20 protein-coding genes, 4 tRNA genes and 1 riboswitch are annotated in these 17,154 nt (G+C 38.8%); of the genes, 20 read left to right on the plus strand and 4 right to left on the minus strand.

Annotated features, from left to right (window positions below):
* Positions 1-4: 4 nt before the first annotated feature.
* The 11 genes from lolB (at position 5) to ribB (ending at position 5,583) form a co-directional block, all read left to right on the plus strand.
* Positions 5-610, plus strand: a complete 606-nt coding sequence (lolB, locus tag B9T28_RS05705; protein ID WP_086202971.1) for a lipoprotein insertase outer membrane protein LolB — start codon at positions 5-7, stop codon at positions 608-610.
* Between the two features lie 23 nt (positions 611-633).
* A complete protein-coding gene (gene ispE, locus B9T28_RS05710) occupies positions 634-1,464 on the plus strand; it encodes a 4-(cytidine 5'-diphospho)-2-C-methyl-D-erythritol kinase (protein ID WP_086202972.1) in 831 nt (276 codons plus the stop codon).
* A gap of 1 nt (position 1,465) precedes the next feature.
* Positions 1,466-1,540 (plus strand) — tRNA-Gln (locus B9T28_RS05715).
* Between the two features lie 29 nt (positions 1,541-1,569).
* Positions 1,570-1,644, plus strand: a tRNA-Gln gene (locus B9T28_RS05720).
* A gap of 19 nt (positions 1,645-1,663) precedes the next feature.
* Positions 1,664-1,738 (plus strand) — tRNA-Gln (locus tag B9T28_RS05725).
* Positions 1,739-1,828: 90 nt separating this feature from the next.
* A tRNA-Gln gene (locus B9T28_RS05730) sits at positions 1,829-1,903 on the plus strand.
* Between the two features lie 36 nt (positions 1,904-1,939).
* Positions 1,940-2,893: a ribose-phosphate pyrophosphokinase gene (locus tag B9T28_RS05735; protein WP_086202973.1), complete on the plus strand. Its 954-nt coding sequence runs from the start codon at positions 1,940-1,942 to the stop codon at positions 2,891-2,893.
* A 99-nt stretch (positions 2,894-2,992) separates the two neighbouring features.
* Positions 2,993-3,289 (plus strand): 50S ribosomal protein L25, encoded by a 297-nt coding sequence (gene rplY, locus B9T28_RS05740; protein WP_086202974.1) that lies wholly within the window; start codon positions 2,993-2,995, stop codon positions 3,287-3,289.
* A gap of 18 nt (positions 3,290-3,307) precedes the next feature.
* A complete protein-coding gene (pth, locus tag B9T28_RS05745) occupies positions 3,308-3,886 on the plus strand; it encodes an aminoacyl-tRNA hydrolase (protein ID WP_086202975.1) in 579 nt (192 codons plus the stop codon).
* Between the two features lie 145 nt (positions 3,887-4,031).
* The gene (panD, locus tag B9T28_RS05750) at positions 4,032-4,412 is read left to right on the plus strand and encodes an aspartate 1-decarboxylase (RefSeq protein ID WP_086202976.1); all 381 of its coding nucleotides are present in this window, start codon (positions 4,032-4,034) and stop codon (positions 4,410-4,412) included.
* A gap of 220 nt (positions 4,413-4,632) precedes the next feature.
* Positions 4,633-4,812, plus strand: a riboswitch (FMN riboswitch).
* Positions 4,813-4,923: 111 nt separating this feature from the next.
* Complete coding sequence (gene ribB, locus B9T28_RS05755) at positions 4,924-5,583, plus strand: 3,4-dihydroxy-2-butanone-4-phosphate synthase (protein ID WP_086202977.1); 660 nt, start codon at positions 4,924-4,926, stop codon at positions 5,581-5,583.
* 57 nt (positions 5,584-5,640) lie between these two features.
* On the opposite strand, the gene B9T28_RS05760 is transcribed toward ribB, so the two are convergent.
* Positions 5,641-6,129 (minus strand): DUF1289 domain-containing protein, encoded by a 489-nt coding sequence (locus tag B9T28_RS05760; RefSeq protein ID WP_086202978.1) that lies wholly within the window; start codon positions 6,127-6,129, stop codon positions 5,641-5,643.
* Positions 6,130-6,246: 117 nt separating this feature from the next.
* Here B9T28_RS05760 and trhO point away from each other — a divergent pair, with 117 nt between their 5' ends.
* The gene (gene trhO, locus B9T28_RS05765) at positions 6,247-7,179 is read left to right on the plus strand and encodes an oxygen-dependent tRNA uridine(34) hydroxylase TrhO (protein WP_086202979.1); all 933 of its coding nucleotides are present in this window, start codon (positions 6,247-6,249) and stop codon (positions 7,177-7,179) included.
* Positions 7,180-7,191: 12 nt separating this feature from the next.
* Here trhO and B9T28_RS05770 read toward each other — a convergent pair whose 3' ends face one another.
* Positions 7,192-7,626, minus strand: a complete 435-nt coding sequence (locus B9T28_RS05770; RefSeq protein WP_086202980.1) for a helix-turn-helix domain-containing protein — start codon at positions 7,624-7,626, stop codon at positions 7,192-7,194.
* Between the two features lie 65 nt (positions 7,627-7,691).
* Between B9T28_RS05770 and B9T28_RS05775 the strand changes: the two genes are divergently transcribed.
* A complete protein-coding gene (locus B9T28_RS05775) occupies positions 7,692-8,192 on the plus strand; it encodes a DUF2938 domain-containing protein (protein ID WP_086202981.1) in 501 nt (166 codons plus the stop codon).
* 110 nt (positions 8,193-8,302) lie between these two features.
* Entirely contained in the window at positions 8,303-8,905 is a 603-nt protein-coding gene (locus B9T28_RS05780; RefSeq protein WP_252053498.1) for a DedA family protein, read from the plus strand.
* 252 nt (positions 8,906-9,157) lie between these two features.
* On the opposite strand, the gene B9T28_RS05785 is transcribed toward B9T28_RS05780, so the two are convergent.
* Together B9T28_RS05785 and B9T28_RS05790 are read right to left on the minus strand one after the other, a co-directional pair.
* Positions 9,158-9,682: a YecA/YgfB family protein gene (locus B9T28_RS05785; protein WP_086202982.1), complete on the minus strand. Its 525-nt coding sequence runs from the start codon at positions 9,680-9,682 to the stop codon at positions 9,158-9,160.
* A gap of 66 nt (positions 9,683-9,748) precedes the next feature.
* Entirely contained in the window at positions 9,749-9,958 is a 210-nt protein-coding gene (locus B9T28_RS05790; RefSeq protein WP_086202983.1) for a PA3496 family putative envelope integrity protein, read from the minus strand.
* A 298-nt stretch (positions 9,959-10,256) separates the two neighbouring features.
* Here B9T28_RS05790 and rpoD point away from each other — a divergent pair, with 298 nt between their 5' ends.
* The 6 genes from rpoD to B9T28_RS05820 all read left to right on the plus strand — a co-directional run bounded on the left by rpoD (position 10,257) and on the right by B9T28_RS05820 (position 17,135).
* Positions 10,257-12,203, plus strand: a complete 1,947-nt coding sequence (gene rpoD / locus B9T28_RS05795; RefSeq protein WP_350308294.1) for an RNA polymerase sigma factor RpoD — start codon at positions 10,257-10,259, stop codon at positions 12,201-12,203.
* Between the two features lie 115 nt (positions 12,204-12,318).
* A complete protein-coding gene (locus B9T28_RS05800; RefSeq protein WP_086202985.1) occupies positions 12,319-12,612 on the plus strand; it encodes a YbeD family protein in 294 nt (97 codons plus the stop codon).
* A 407-nt stretch (positions 12,613-13,019) separates the two neighbouring features.
* On the plus strand, positions 13,020-13,679 hold the full coding sequence (lipB, locus tag B9T28_RS05805) for a lipoyl(octanoyl) transferase LipB (RefSeq protein ID WP_086202986.1): 660 nt from the start codon (positions 13,020-13,022) through the stop codon (positions 13,677-13,679).
* Positions 13,680-13,760: 81 nt separating this feature from the next.
* Complete coding sequence (locus tag B9T28_RS05810) at positions 13,761-14,294, plus strand: hypothetical protein (RefSeq protein WP_086202987.1); 534 nt, start codon at positions 13,761-13,763, stop codon at positions 14,292-14,294.
* Between the two features lie 3 nt (positions 14,295-14,297).
* Positions 14,298-15,482 carry an iron-containing alcohol dehydrogenase gene (locus B9T28_RS05815; protein ID WP_086202988.1) on the plus strand — a complete coding sequence of 395 codons (1,185 nt, stop codon included), beginning with the start codon at positions 14,298-14,300 and terminating at the stop codon, positions 15,480-15,482.
* 267 nt (positions 15,483-15,749) lie between these two features.
* Positions 15,750-17,135, plus strand: a complete 1,386-nt coding sequence (locus B9T28_RS05820; RefSeq protein ID WP_086202989.1) for an APC family permease — start codon at positions 15,750-15,752, stop codon at positions 17,133-17,135.
* Positions 17,136-17,154: the final 19 nt, after the last annotated feature.

Genomic DNA, 17,154 nt, shown 5'->3' on the forward strand with positions numbered 1-17,154 from the left:
TTTTATGCAAGCATTGAGCAAAATTATTTTCGCGATCACTGCCACAGCAAGCTTAGGCTTTACAGGTTGTCAAAAAGTGGTAAAACCCGTACTAAGCACACCTACAATTGAAATGCCGACCAATCAAAATATTGCACAAAAGCCAATCAATCAGTTTAATTTGGAAGGTAAAATTGGGGTTAAAACGCCTCAACAATCTGGTAGTGCTTTCTATACATGGGTACAAGATCAAGAAAACTTTGACATTCAATTCAACGGTATTTTAGGTTTGGGTAAAACCATCATTATAGGTAAACCGGGCGAAGTCAGCCTAAATAGTTCAAAAACTGGATTAATAACAGCCGAAACCCCCGAAGAATTGTTGGAACGTGCTACCGGTTGGGTTGCACCCATTACCCATATTGTCGATTGGGTTCAAGCCCGACCTGCGACAAGCAATTCTCAAATCCAAACTGATTCAGCTCAACGCATTTCTCAAATTGATGAAGATGGTTGGACTGTAAACTTAAGTTATAATGATAACGCCACCTTACCAAACAAGTTAATTTTAAAGCAGCAACTTGAAGCTGGTAAAGAAAACCGTATTACAATGGTTATTCAAAATCGTTAACTTTTTAAAAAGTTTAAATTTCTATGATTCGAGTCCCCTCTCCAGCAAAACTCAATTTGTTTTTGCATATTACTGGTCGTCGTGAAAATGGCTATCACGAACTACAAACTATTTTTCAGCTGATTGATTTATTTGACTGGATAAGATTTGATCAAATAAAAAATACCGACATTTCAATTGATGGTTTAAACAGCGTCGATTTAGAAAATAATCTGATTTATAAAGCGATTCAAATTTTAAAACCCTTTGCAAAAGCACCCACTGGTTTAAAAATCAACATTCAGAAAAATATTCCGATGGGCGCAGGTTTGGGTGGAGGTTCATCTAATGCTGCAACCACACTGATTGTAGTCAATCAACTCTGGCATTGTGGTTTATCTATTGAACAATTAGCTGAATTAGGTCTGAGCTTAGGTGCAGATGTACCGATTTTTGTCCATGGGCGAAATGCATGGGCAGAAGGTATAGGTGAACAATTAACATTCATAGACTTAGATCAAAAACAATACATTGTGCTAAAACCTGATTGTTTTATCAGCACTCAATTGCTTTTTTCACAAAAAACATTGACAAGAAACACGAAGCCTACTAAATTTTGCGCCTATCAGATAAAGCCATCTGATTTTAGAAATGACTTCGAGCCATTGGCAAAAAATTTATATCCTAAAGTCGATGAAGCGATGCAATACTTAGATCAGTTCGGTATCGCAAAACTTACAGGTACAGGTGCTTGTGTTTTTACTGAAGTAACCATTGATATGAATGTTGATGAAATTTTAGCGCATTCACCTTGTAAAGCTTACATTGTGAATAGTTTAAATGAGTCACCGTTAAATCATTTCAGGGTTATATGATAGGGGCGTCGCCAAGTGGTAAGGCACCGGGTTTTGATCTCGGTATCCGTTGGTTCGAATCCAGCCGCCCCTGCCATTATTTTTCATCTGTAGATTGTGTATTTTAGGGGCGTCGCCAAGTGGTAAGGCACCGGGTTTTGATCTCGGCATCCGTTGGTTCGAATCCAGCCGCCCCTGCCATTAAATACACCATCAAATTAGGGGCGTCGCCAAGTGGTAAGGCACCGGGTTTTGATCTCGGCATCCGTTGGTTCGAATCCAGCCGCCCCTGCCATTACTTTTCAAGAAGATAGAACAAACCTATCAGTTAATTGTTAATTTACCTTGACAAATTTCGATAAAGATATTAAAGTTCTGCCGCATTAGGGGCGTCGCCAAGTGGTAAGGCACCGGGTTTTGATCTCGGCATCCGTTGGTTCGAATCCAGCCGCCCCTGCCATCTAATTTTATACATTTCAACCGCCAAGGGTGCTTCATGCCCAATCTTGTCGTTTTTAGTGGAACAGCGCATCCACAATTCGCCCAAAAAGTCGTTAGCCATTTGCATATTCCGTTAGGAGCAGCAGCTGTCGGTAAATTTTCTGATGGTGAAATCACTGTCGAAATTACTGAAAATGTGCGTGGTAAAGACGTCTTTATAGTACAACCCACTTGTGCCCCAACGAATGATAACCTTATGGAAATCCTCGTTATGGCTGATGCTTTGCGTCGTGCAAGTGCTGGTCGTATTACTGCAGTTATTCCTTACTTTGGTTACGCGCGCCAAGACCGTCGACCACGTTCAACTCGTGTTCCAATTACCGCTAAAGTTGTTGCAGATATGCTTACAACCGTGGGAATTGACCGTGTTGTCATGATTGACTTGCACGCCGACCAAATCCAAGGCTTCTTCGATATTCCTGTAGATAACATCTACGGAACTCCTGTTTTACTTGCTGACCTTCGTCAACAACAACATCATAACTTAATGGTGGTTTCACCTGACGTTGGTGGTGTAGTTCGCGCACGTGCCGTTGCCAAGCAAATGGGTGATATTGATCTAGCAATTATCGACAAACGCCGTCAGAAAGCAAATGAATCACAAGTGATGCATTTGATTGGCGATGTTAAAGACCGTGACTGTGTCATTGTCGACGATATGGTGGATACTGCAGGTACATTATGTAAAGCTGCCGATGCACTGAAAACTTTTGGTGCTCGTCGTGTTATCGCTTACGCAACTCACCCAGTTTTATCGGGTAAAGCGTTAGAGAACTTACGTAATTCTGTGATCGATGAACTTGTCGTTACTGACACAATTCCATTGTCACAAGAAGCATTAGAACTTGGTAAGATTCGCCAAGTTTCTGTAGCAAGTATGGTTGCAGAAACAATTCGTCGTATTAACAACGAAGAATCTATTAGCGCGATGTTCGATTCTTATCTATAAAGCGCAAAATTTTCAAAGCCCTGTTATTTAACAGGGCTTTATATCACTGAACTGGTCGAAGGTTCAGTTTATTTTAAATCTTAATGAGGAAATGTCATCATGGCAAACTTCGTATTAAATGCAGTAGCTCGTGACGAATCAGTACAAGGGAAAGGTTCGAGCCGCCGCCTTCGTCTTCAAGCTAAAGTTCCAGCAATCATCTATGGTGGCGAAGCTGCTCCAGTAACTGTAACTTTAGAACTTCGTGAACTTGTTAAAGCTTTAGAAAACAACGATTTCTTTGCAGAAGTTGTTGAAATCAAAATCGGTGATAAAGTTGAAAGCGTTAAAATCCAAGCTTTACAACGTCACCCAGCAAAAAACACACCTATGCACGCTGACTTTAAACGCGCATAAGTGTTAATGGTGTAATTAGTGTCAAAACTTTCACTGATTGTTGGTTTGGGTAATCCGGGAACGGAATATGCCCAAACCCGCCATAATGCAGGCTTCTGGTTCGTAGAACGCCTTGCACAACAATATGGCATTCAACTCAAAACTGATCCCAAATATAAGGGTATCAGTGGTCGCGGTAATATCGAAGGTCAAGACGTTCGTCTGCTATTACCCACAACCTTTATGAACCTTTCTGGTCAAAGTGTTGTCCCCTTCGCAAAATTCTATCAAATTGCTCCTGAAGCAATGCTGATTGCTCACGATGAACTGGATATGAACCCGGGTGTCATTCGCCTTAAATCAGGTGGTGGACATGGTGGACATAACGGTTTAAAAGATATTGTTCCACATCTTGGTGCAAACTTTCATCGTTTACGCATTGGCATTGGACATCCTGGCGCGAAAGAACGCGTATCTGGTCATGTCTTGAGCAAGGCGCCTACAAGTGAACAAACACTTATGGACGATGCAATTCATCATGCTTTAGGCCGTATCAAATTATTGGTCAATGGTGAAATCCAACAGGCAATGAATCAAATAAATGCCTATAAACCTTGAACCATAAAATTAATCTTTGTTAAACAATTTTTCTTGCCTTGATGCTATTTTGAGGGCAAAATGCGCTTTCTAACGCATCCCCCAATAAAGAAGTTATTGTTTAACTAACAGATAACTGTCTTAGGACAACTAGGAGACGCAAGCCATGCTATCTCGTTTATTAAAAGCAAAAATTCACCGTGCAGTAGTCACCCAAGCAGAACTTCATTATGAAGGTTCTTGTGCTATTGATGGCGTGTTATTAGATTTAGCTGGTATCCGTGAATACGAAGAAATCCATGTTTGGAACGTTACGAATGGTAAACGTTTCACAACTTATGCGATTCGTGGTGAAGAGCATTCAGGGATTATCTCTGTGAATGGTGGTGCTGCACATCAAGCAGATGTCGGTGATTTGGTTATTATTGCAACCTTTGGTGATTTCACTATTGCTGAAGCCAATGCACATAAACCACGTTTAGTTTACGCAAATCCAAACAATACGGTAAATCACACCGCGAACTGTATTCCCGTTCAAGTAGCCTAATACAATCAAGATCCAAAAAAACCCGCTGCTAGCGGGTTTTTTACTATATAAACCATCTAATTTTATCGTTTTCATACTCAATACTTTTTCTAAAAATATAAAACAGACCTATAAACCAACCCAATAAAACCATACTGAGTATTATTAGTGCGATTAACAGAACTGATGGTTCTAAAAATGAGGCTGATTTATTGAGAAAGTTAAGTCTATAATAATACTACATCGCTTCAGGGCGGGGTGTAATTCCCCACCGGTGGTAAGTTAAACAGACTTTTCAAGTATGATTTAATTAGCCCACGAGCCTATCATATAAATCTGAAATTTATTTCAATGAGTATTGATTCGCAGATTTGGTGAGATACCAAAGCCGACGGTATAGTCCGGATGAAAGAAGACGACGTCACACCCAACATATCCAATGTAAATAAAACATTTGGATTTGTTTTGTAACGCCACTATTTCTCATGTCCTGAAATGTTCAATCGTACTTTTTTATTACGCGAGCGTTTCAATGTCTAGTTTAATTCAACCCGAAATTTTCTTTTCAGCCCTTCCCCCTGCTGAACAACGCATTCAACAAGCCTTAGAAGACATCCGCCAAGGCAAACCCGTTTTGGTAATGGATGATTTTGATCGTGAAAATGAAGCCGATTTAATTGTTGCGGCAGAGACACTAACTGTCGAAACTATGGCACGAATGATTCGTGATGGTTCAGGCATTGTTTGTTTATGTCTAACAGAAGAATTAGCCGATCATTTAGAACTTCCTCCAATGATTACCAATAACTCTAGTCAGTTTAAAACAGCATTTACTGTAACCATTGAAGCTGCTGCGGGTGTCACCACAGGCGTTTCCGCTCAAGACCGTGTAACCACTATTCAAGCAGCTATCAAAGATGGTGCAGTTCCAACTGATTTAAGTCGTCCAGGACATGTATTTCCTCTACGCGCTCGCACCGGTGGTGTATTAGCACGTCGCGGACATACCGAAGGAACCATTGATTTAGCGCGTTTAGCAGGTTTAAAACCGAGTGGTGTACTATGTGAATTGACTAATGTCGATGGTACGATGGCATCTGGTATTCAAGTTTTAGCTTATGCACAAACCCATCATTTAACAGTTATTACGATTGAAGAAATTGTACAATATCGCTTAATGCATAATCTTTAATTCAAAAAGTGAAAGCCCCAACCTACCATTGCAAGTCGGGGCTTTTCACTGATGAGTTCACTCATCTTCATCTAATATACGCAATAAATGATGGCGCATCCCATCGGCACGTAAAAAAGCAAAATCATAACTCGCAGTTGCCAAAGCCAATACTCTTCGCTCGAACTCCTGCCAAATGGGTTTAATTTGTTGAGCGCTAAGACCTAATCCACTCTCTTCCGCTAAGTGCTTATTTTTTTCACATAATTTTAAAGCATGATACAACTTGCGACCGCAACTTGCGCTCTCCAATATCCGCACCCTCTTTCCATGAATAAAGCCCTCTACATGCTTTATATTGGCCAAAGGTAACATCGGAACTAAAATTTGATCCAATTGTGCATCCAAACGCTTCCATACCACTAAGCGCTGCTCAGCATTGTATGTATTCCAATGAATGACTTCATGGTTAAAACGTCGGCAGCCACGACATACCGCATCACCAAAGACCGTAGAACAACGTCCTGCACATGGAGTCAAAGATGGTATTCGGCGATCATTACTCAAAACAAAAACCCTCACACAAAACCATATTTATTTTATGGTTTTCTCGCTTATTTACAAAATTCGCGTTAAAATACGCGCCTTGAATTTTGTCCTATCATAATACATTTGGAGTATTCCATGAACGCTACTGTAGAACAGCTTGCACCTGTAGAACAGCAAGCGACCACAAGTTGGGTTGTTGCCGCGCTATATCAATTTAAAGAAGTTCAAGATCCCACCGATCTTCAACAACGTCTTTTAGATTTAGTGAACAGCATAAATTTGTGTGGAACTCTAATTGTTGCAAGTGAAGGCATTAACGGAACCGTTGCTGGGGATCGTAAATCAATTGATCAAATTCAAGCCTTCCTACTCAATGAAGGTTTTAATGCGATGGAATATAAAGAATCACACAGTGATGATAAACCATTCCGTAAAATGAAAATCAAACTCAAAAGTGAAATTGTTACCCTTGGAGTTGAAGTAAAGCCACGCGATTTAGTCGGCCATTATCTTGATCCGAAAGAATGGAATGAACTGATTGCACGTGACGATGTCATCTTAGTCGACACTCGTAATGATTACGAATACAAAGCAGGTACCTTTAAAGGTGCAGTTGACCCTAAAACTGAAACTTTCCGCGAATTCCCAGAATACGTTAAGCAAAATTTGGAACAACATAAAGATAAAAAAATTGCCATGTTCTGTACAGGTGGAATCCGTTGTGAAAAATCAACATCGCTACTATTACAAGAAGGCTTTAATGAGGTTTATCACCTTAAAGGTGGTATTTTAAAATACCTAGAAGAAACCCCTGCTGAAGAAAGTATGTGGGAAGGTGAATGCTTCGTATTTGATGGCCGTACTGCCGTGACCCATGGTGTAGAAGAAGGTCAAAACATTAAATGTCACGCCTGTGGTTGGCCTTTACTACCAAGCGAAGTTGAACTCCCAAGCTATGAACATGGCGTTTCATGTGTTTACTGCATCGATAAAACCACGGATAAACAAAAAGATGGTTTCCGTATGCGTCAATCACAAATTATTGCTGCTAAACGCAAACGCCTATAAGCAACTCCATTTTCAATTTAAATTGCCATCATTCTTGATGGCTTTTTTATTTTCAGCTTGTGCAAATGATGCATTTCTTAATAGCTTTTGAAACTGACTACACTCTAAAGGATTTTCATATTGACACTGAGCCACGTGACGCAGACTTTGTCTCAATGCATCTAATTGCTGTATTTGAGCATCAATTTCACTAGCACGTTGTTCAAGTTTATTTTTATCAATAGGTTGAGATTTATTCTGCAACATTTTATGTAATTGTTTAAGTGTAAATCCAGCCTGCTTTCCCAAACCAATTAATAATAATTGATCTACAACTTGAACTTGAAAAATACGTTGTAACCCTTTACGACCAATCGAACGAATCAATCCCTCATGTTCATAATAGCGAATAGTTGAACTAGGAATGCCTGTTCGTTTGACCAATTCTGCAATACTTAGCTCATTCATCTTGACTTGAAGTTCACTTCAACTTGTAAAGTAGATCAATCTAAAGTACTTCTAGTGATATTCAAATGACTTCAATCGAACTTTATAGCACCATATTCATCATAGCTATCCTAGCCACACTGTGGATTGATCTTTATTCATTCTGCTTAAAACGTTACTTTAATATTCCATCTTTAGATTATAAATTTGTCGGAAGATGGATTATCTATCTATTCAAAGGAAAGACCTTCCATCAAACCATCTTACAAACCCCTATTGTAAAAGGTGAAAAAGCAATAGGCTGGATCAGTCATTATTTAATCGGATTAATATTTAGCGCTATTTTTATTTTAATGGTCGGAAAATCATGGCTTGCCAATCCACAACTACTGCCCGCACTCACTTTTGGACTAAGCACTGTGATATTCCCTTTTTTAATTATGCAACCCTGTTTTGGTTTTGGTGTAGCTGCATCAAAACTCCCACAATCGAATAAGGCTCGACTAAAAAGTTTATCTACCCATGCTTTATTTGGAGTTGGTTTATATTTAGGCGCTATAATTTTAAAGATGTTACATCCACTTTAAATAGCATAGGCATCATTCATACAATGAGTAATAAAATTAAATATACAAATCAGTGATGTAATTCTTTTTTATTAAATTTAGGATAGGACTAAAAATAATGTATCGAAACTATGACTGACTGGATTATTTCCATTATGGAACAACTAGGCTACTTTGGGATTGCCATCCTAATGTTCCTCGACAACGTGTTTCCACCGATTCCCTCTGAGGTCATAATGCCCTCAGCAGGCTTTACCGCATCCAAAGGACAACTGCTGCTTTCAGGTGTTATTATTTCAGGCAGTTTAGGATCACTCATTGCAGCAGCTTTGCTCTATTGGATTGGTCACAAAATTCCAAATCAAAAAATTTTTAACTGGATTGATCGCTACGGTAAATTTCTTTGGATCAAATCTAAAGATGTAGAAAAAGCCTTAGATTGGTTTGAAACATACGGGCATCGAATCGTATTTTTTGGACGAATGATTCCAGCTATACGTTCACTCATCAGTATTCCTGCGGGAATGAGTCACATGCCCTTCTGGAAATTTATGACCTATAGTGCTTTAGGAACAATCATTTGGACAACGTTTCTAGCTTGTATTGGTTATTATTTTGGTAATAACATTGCACTAATGCAGGAAATTCTTAATCGAGTCGGTTATGTGATATTAAGTCTCGTATTTATTTTTTTAATATATTGGGCTTACCGCAAATTTTATGCAAAAAAATAATTTTGCCGTATAAAATACAAATGAAATCGTTTTTCTCAACAACATATACCGTTGCATTAATTTCATCTAACAGCCTCAATCAATAAATTAAAGACAATTTAAATATGAAGTATATTCTGTTTACACTACTTTCTTAACAATGATTGAATCCCAAGTCTTAATACACTTTCAAGCACACTCAAAACCCTATTAAAAAATTCCAATTCCATAAAAAAACACCTCAATTGAGGTGTTTTTAAAGAAACTCGATGATTATTTTGGTGTGTGATACATCAAATAAATTTCATTTAAGTTTGCAGGAATTTCTTCTGCAATTTCATCCATCAACTGGCCATTACGACGGAAAGATTCCATTTGTGGATCTTCATCATCTACACCACTAAACACCATCATTGGTAAAGATAAATCAACCAATTGTTCTTCATGTTCAGGTGTGAACCAAGCTTCTTCGTTAAGGAACATTGCGTCAACAAAGCCAACACTCCAATCACCTAAACTTGACTCTACCTCAGCTTCTTCAATCTCAAAAGGAAACTCAATTCCTTCTTCATTGGCTAAGTTCTGACGAATTGCTTCTAACCATGCCTTAATTTGCTCAATGATTTCCTTCGGAACTTTATTTTGATTTTTATCAAAAAGCTCGTCTAACCATTGATCAAAAGCTGGGCCTACTGCAGTTGCGCATAAAAAACCATGAGTTGCAGCAAAATCTAGACCATGCTCATTTTGGTCACCATCTAGATACTCACTCAACAGGTCCAAATCTAAAGCACTCATTTCGATTCCAACATATCTGAATTAGGGAGTAGCATAGCATTTTCACAGGCTATACCCAATCTGAATTTATTCGTCTTTATCATCAAAATCATCATCATCATCCAGATCATACTCAAAATCTTTCAGTTCACGATCTAAACGGCGTTGTTCAAGTAAATCATCTATCAAACGGCGCTTTTCCAAAGACTCTTTGGCGCTTATTTTGCTAGGTGACTCTTCAAAACTAACATCATCATCACCGTAGTTATCATCTAGTTCAAAATCTGTAGAAGACACTAAAACTACCTCAATGTGAAAAAATGTGAATGGGTCTAGGCGCTATTTATCTTAATTTTAAAATATTGTCAATATTTATTTAATTTTTACATATAAAATCAAGATCAGACTTCTATTCAACGCCATTTTTATGTCATGATTAAGCCAATAATTACACAATTTATAATACATTTGTAAAAAATAGCAATCTGGCTTGAAAATAATTTTCACGCCCCAATCTTGATCACAGTAGCTATTAAACTTTAAAGATTTTTCAAACAGATTTGAGCTACCAACTCAGATACTATTTTAGCGAATTGTGCTATCATGCACGGTTTTTCACTGTCACAGATTCAACGAGAAGAGAGCAAAGATGAGCGATAAGCATTCCCCTACTTCGCAAGTAGCGGCTCTGATTAGCCGAGGCAAAGAACAAGGTTACTTAACCTACGCTGAGGTTAACGATCATCTACCAGACTCAATCACAGAAAGTGAGCAAATTGAAGACATTATTCAAATGCTTCAAGATGTGGGCATTCCTGTGCACGAACGTGCGCCTGAATCTGATGATACGATGTTCGAAGGTAATAATGAAGCTGCGGATGAAGTTGCAGAAGAAGAAGCTGCAGCCGTACTTGCCTCTGTAGAAAGTGAACCTGGACGTACCACTGACCCTGTTCGTATGTATATGCGCGAAATGGGTACAGTTGAGCTTTTGACTCGTGAAGGCGAAATTAATATTGCGAAACGTATTGAAGAAGGTATTCGTGACGTTCTTCATTCAATCGCTTATTGGCCAAATGCAGTTGAAGTTGTATTACAAGAATATAATGATTATGAAGTCGGCGAACGTCGTTTAGCAGATCTCCTGTCTGGTTACTTAGACCCTGAGTCTGATGAACCAATTCCAGAAGTCTTAGAAGATGTGTCTGAAGAATTAGATGAAGTTGAAGAAGATTCATCTAAAAAACCAGCCAAAGATGTAAAACTCGATGATGACGAAGAAGAAGAAGCTGAAAGCGATGACGATGATTCTGAAGGCGAGTCTGGTCCAGATCCTGAAATTGCAAAAGCACGTTTCGACGAATTAAAAAATGTTTGGAACAATGCGAAAGCGATCATTGCTAAAGGTGGACGCGATACGGCTGATGCTAAAGAAGCAATGGAAGCACTTGCCACTGTATTTATGATGTTTAAATTTACGCCTCGTTTATTTGACATCATTTCAGAAATGATCCGTGGCACGCATGAACAAATTCGTACTTCTGAACGTGAAGTGATGCGTTATGCCGTTCGTCGTGGTCGTATGGATCGCACGCAATTCCGTACTTCTTTCCCTGGTCAAGAATCCAATCCAGCTTGGTTAGATGAACAAATTGCGAAAGCACCTGCTGACCAAAAAGGTTATTTGGAAAAAGTACGTCCAGATGTTCTTGCATTCCAACAAAAGATTGCTGACCTCGAAAAAGAATTAGGCTTAAGCGTTAAAGACATTAAAGATATTTCTAAACGTATGGCAATTGGCGAAGCCAAAGCACGTCGCGCGAAGAAAGAAATGGTTGAAGCCAACTTACGTTTGGTGATTTCGATCGCGAAAAAATACACTAACCGTGGTTTGCAATTCCTTGACTTGATTCAAGAAGGTAACATCGGTTTGATGAAAGCCGTAGATAAGTTTGAATACCGTCGTGGTTATAAATTTTCGACCTATGCAACTTGGTGGATTCGTCAGGCGATTACACGTTCTATTGCCGATCAAGCACGTACCATTCGTATTCCAGTCCACATGATTGAAACAATTAACAAAATCAACCGTGTATCTCGTCAACTTCTTCAAGAAATGGGCCGTGAGCCAACACCTGAAGAATTAGGTGAACGTCTGGAAATGGACGAAGTTAAAGTACGTAAAGTGCTTAAAATTGCCAAAGAACCGATTTCGATGGAAACACCGATTGGTGATGATGAAGATTCGCATCTTGGTGACTTTATTGAAGACGGTAATATCACCTCTCCAATTGATGCAGCGACTTCAGAAGGATTAAAAGAAGCAACGCGTGAAGTGCTTGAAAACTTGACTGAACGTGAAGCCAAAGTCTTAAAAATGCGTTTTGGTATTGATATGCCAACCGATCACACTTTAGAAGAAGTGGGTAAACAATTTGATGTAACACGTGAACGTATTCGTCAGATTGAAGCTAAAGCATTACGTAAACTTCGTCACCCTTCTCGTTCTGAACATTTACGTTCATTCCTAGAAAACGACTAATTTTACGCGATATAAATGGGAGCTTGAAAAACCGTCAAGCATCCCCATTTATATTATTATGAAATAACACAACGCCTGCAATTATGCGGGCGTAATTAATATAAAAGAGGTGACCATGACTCTATTAGACCGTACACCATCACGTGAGCTTCGAGAAGATCTTTGGGTTTTTCCTATGGATTATCCAATTAAATTAATTGGGGAAGCCCACGAAGATTTACATGTTGCTGTAGTAGAAATTATGGTAAAGCACTTCCCTGATTTTGATGGTACAAGTATTAAAGTACAACCATCACGGACTGGGAAATATCATTCGCTAACTGCACAAATTACTTTTGTAGAACTTGAACAGGTTCACGCACTGTATGCAGATCTAGCAGCTTGCCCATTAATTAAAACAGCACTCTAAGTCTTAAAAATAAAAAACACGCCTTAATGCGTGTTTTTTATTTTTAATATTTACAACTTAACTTAAACTACAACTCAGCTCTAGATATCTTCTTAATCTTGCGAATCTTTATTCATAACAACCTATAAAATAACAGTTTATTCAATAATTAAAAATCACTCCTCCTGTTTTCACATCATAGCTTCTTACCATAAAACAGTAGTTATGATCCTCTAAAAACGCAAACATCATTATGAATTTTATTTTAACGATCAAAATAGATAGACCTTCATAATGAATATTAATTATACAAACTCATTTTAGTAAATTGATTTGAAATACCAAGATATAACCTGACAAGTCCTCCCTATTGCCGTTCTATTTATTTATAATTGATACATTCTTTTGTATTCAAGGACGCATATCACGTGAATAATGCTGTTCTAAAACCCTCTTTAGTTGTGCGCCAGTATTCGGAACTCACTCCCTATGCTGAACGCTTTCAAGAAATGAAAAGCTACACCGAGCAACGTGATGAACATTCGCCAGACCAACTCTGGATTTTGCAGCACCCCAATGTTTTAACCCAAGGACAGGCTGGCAAACCTGAGCACATTCTCATACCCAGTGATATTCCGATCGTTCAATCTGATCGTGGCGGTCAAGTCACTTGGCATGGCCCAGGGCAAATGGTGATTTATTTTATGTTTGATCTTAATCGGCTCAAATGGAATGTCCGCACACTCGTTTCCTTTGCTGAAAATTTAATGATCAACTTATTAAAAAAATCTAATATAGAAGCCTACGCAAAAGCCGATGCACCAGGGGTCTATGTCAATGATCGTAAAATCGGCTCTTTGGGTTTTAAAATTCGTAAAGGTCGTAGTTATCATGGCTTAGCATTAAATATTGATTGTGATTTAACTGGATTTAATACGATTAATCCTTGCGGCTACGCTGGTTTAGAAATGATCCGCATTTGTGATCTTTTACAAAATTATCCCAACTATGCACAGTTATGTATGGATGTGATTGAATATATGAACAATAGCGGTTACTTTAGTGACCTTGAAGTCATTCCATTATAAATGGCTTTATTTTTATCCGAGAATAAATTAGAGTAATTACTCTAAAACATAAATAGAATTTTTTATCAAAGGGATAAGCGAGTGATTTCAACCAAATCAGTAAAACCCGCTTTAGAACAAGCCTACATCAAACTCATGATGGATGTGATTGGTCGAGGCTTGGTGATGGCGAGTCAGGTCGATGATGAAATTAGACATGAAGTGTCTAAATTTCCTGTTGGATTTACTTTATCTATGGATGTCTTTCAAAATGACATTGCATTTATTGCTAAAGTGACGCCACAGCAAGATTTAGAACTCCTTAAATCTTTAGAAGGTAAGCCTGATCTAACCATTACCTTTAAACATTTACATCATGCTTTTTTAGTTTTTTCATTTCAAGAAAGTACTGCGCAAGCATTTGCGAATGACCGTATGATTGCTGACGGTGATTTAAGTTACGCCATTCGTTTAGTCCGCTGCTTAAATAAAATGGAAGCTTTAATCTTACCCAAACTTGTCGCAGAACTCGCAGTGAAAGAATACCCAAGCGAATTAACGTTAAAAGAAAAATTGACTGGCGCAGCAAATATTTACTTAAAAGTTGCGCAATCTTATTTAAAAGGGAGTGTATAACACATGGCTAAACCATATTACGAGTTCTTTTGTCCTGTCAAAGTGATCGCTGGTCATGCCGCGTTAGAACATATTCCTTACGAACTTGCAGCATTAGGCTCTAAACGCCCAATGATCATTACAGACAAAGGTGTGCGTAGCAATCACCTTTTAGCACCCATTGAAGCGGCTTTTGAGCCGACTGATGTTGAAATTGGCTTTATTTTTGATGATGTTCCACCAGACTCTAGTTTGGAAACTGTACAAGCTGCTGCAAAAGCTTACCGCGAAAATGGATGTGATGCCATTATTGCTGTCGGTGGTGGCTCAGTCATTGATACGTCTAAAGCGACCAATATTTTAGTCACTGAAGGCGGTGATGACCTGACCAAATATTCAGGTGCACACAACCTACCAAATCCTTTAAAACCATTTTTCGTGATTCCAACCACATCTGGAACTGGCTCCGAAGTGACGATGGTTGCTGTGGTTTCTGACAACCAAAAACATGTAAAAATGGCATTTGCTTCAAATTATTTGATGCCACACGCCGCGATTTTAGATCCGCGCATGACGCAAACCTTGCCACCACACTTAACCGCAATGACAGCCATGGATGCCATGACACATGCGATTGAGGCATATACATGCATGGCGGCAAATCCAATTTCGGATGCTTATGCAACTGCTGCGATTAAAAAAATCAGCAATAACATGTTCAATGTCTTAGATAATCCAAACGATGCTCAAGCACGTTTAGAGTTGGCTCAAGCATCAACCATGGCTGGCATTGCATTCTCCAACTCCATGGTCGGTATCGTTCATTCGTTAGGACACGCATTAGGTGCTGTTGCGCATTTACCGCATGGTTTATGTATGAACTTATTCCTTCCTTATGTGCTGGAATACAACAAAGAAATCAATGGTGACAAAATTGCCGATCTGTTACTTCCGTTAGCAGGTGCGGATATTTATGCACAAACACCAGCTAATCTACGTGCAGACAAAACCATTGCCATGTTAAACACCATGCGTGACCATCTCTATGCACGGACTAAACTTCCACGTACATTAAGTGAAACTGGCAAAGTGAGCAAAGAGCAATTAGATGATGTGGCTGAAAAGGCACTGAATGATGGCTCGATTATTTATAATCCGAAAGAAGCAACATTCAAAGATTTGAGAAATATCTTAGAAAAAGCTTGGTAATGATTCAAAAATAAGCCGCGTTATAATTAAACTAAGCCTGATGATTTTTATAAACATCAGGCTTTTCTCTAATTAGAAATAAAGCCTTTAGCTTTTTGTATAAAAAAGCATCTTTTTTTTGCTAAAAAATCACAAAGTTACTGACAAAAGATATCATTTAGAGTAGATTGGCGCACTTTTGTTTTATTCGTAGGGGGGATCGTTTCGTCTCAAACGGTCCTTATAAACATGACTGATCCTTGATCAACGATTAAGAGGATAACGCCGTTGACTATTAACACTGGGACTCAACCGGCAGCTAAACTGCAAAAAACGCTAGGTTTCTGGCACATCATTATTATCGGTTTAGCTTATATTCAACCCATGACCTTATTTGATACTTTTGGTTTAGTATCAGAAAAAAGTCATTTTCACGTTCCTACCTCATATATTTTTGCGCTAGCCGCAATCTTACTGACGTCGATCAGTTATGGGCATATGATTAAACGTTACCCTTCTGCGGGTTCAGCGTATACCTATGCCCAAAAATCGATTCATCCCAATGTTGGCTTTATGGTCGGATGGTCTTCTTGGCTAGACTATCTACTCTCGCCAATGGTGAATATCATTCTGGCAATTATCTACTTGGAAGCACTCTTCCCTGACGTTAATCACTGGATCTGGGTTTTCACATTAACTGCAGTGATGACCGCAGTTAACTTACGTGGCGTGCGTTTCGTTGCCAACTTTAACAGCCTCATTGTTTTATTCCAGCTGATTGTGATTGCTGCATTTACGTATCTTTTATATACGAAATTAAATGCAGGGATGAATGCAGATGGCGTAATGAGTGCTGAGCAACGCGCCCATTTATGGAGTCTTACACCTTTCTGGAACGAGCTCACACAAGTGGGTGCACTGATTACTGGTGCAACGCTACTGTGCTTCTCTTTCACTGGCTTTGACTCACTCAGTTCTCTAGCTGAAGAAACCAAAGATACTGAACGCACATTACCACGCGCAATCTTTATGACGGCTTTATTTGCTGGGGTGATCTTTATCATTAGTACCTACATTATGCAGTTGTACTATCCTGGTGACCCTAAAACGTACTTTAAAGATATTGCCGCAACTCAGCCTGAAATTCTATTGATTGGTGGTAGCTTATTCCAATCTGTTGTCTTAGGCTTTGCGATTATTACGGTGATGGCATCGGGTATTTCAGCACATGCAGGCGTATCTCGTCTAATGTATGTGATGGGCCGTGATGGTGTGATTAATAAAAAGATTTTTGGTCATATTAGTCCAAAAAGCTTTACGCCATCCTACAATATTTTAATTGTAGGTGCTGTAGCCTTAACTGCTGGTTTCATGAATCTGGACATGGTAATTTCACTGATTAGTTTTGGTGCTTTAACTGCTTTCACGTTTGTAAACTTATCTGTGATTTCACGATATGCTTTACGTGATGGCCGCACTAAAAATGTCAAAGACATTATCAATTATGTGGTTATTCCATTATTAGGCTTCTTTAGTATCTTTGCTTTATGGCTTGAAATTGAAGCAACCTCATTGAAATATGGTTTATGGTGGGCAATGTTCGGTATTTTATATCTTGGTTATAAAACCAAAGGTTTCCGTTACCCTGCACCACAGCATAATGAACACGAATAATTTCTAATTATTCAATTCA

Origin of the sequence: Acinetobacter silvestris, from assembly GCF_002135235.1 — a bacterium.
In the GTDB taxonomy this organism is placed as follows: domain Bacteria; phylum Pseudomonadota; class Gammaproteobacteria; order Pseudomonadales; family Moraxellaceae; genus Acinetobacter; species Acinetobacter silvestris.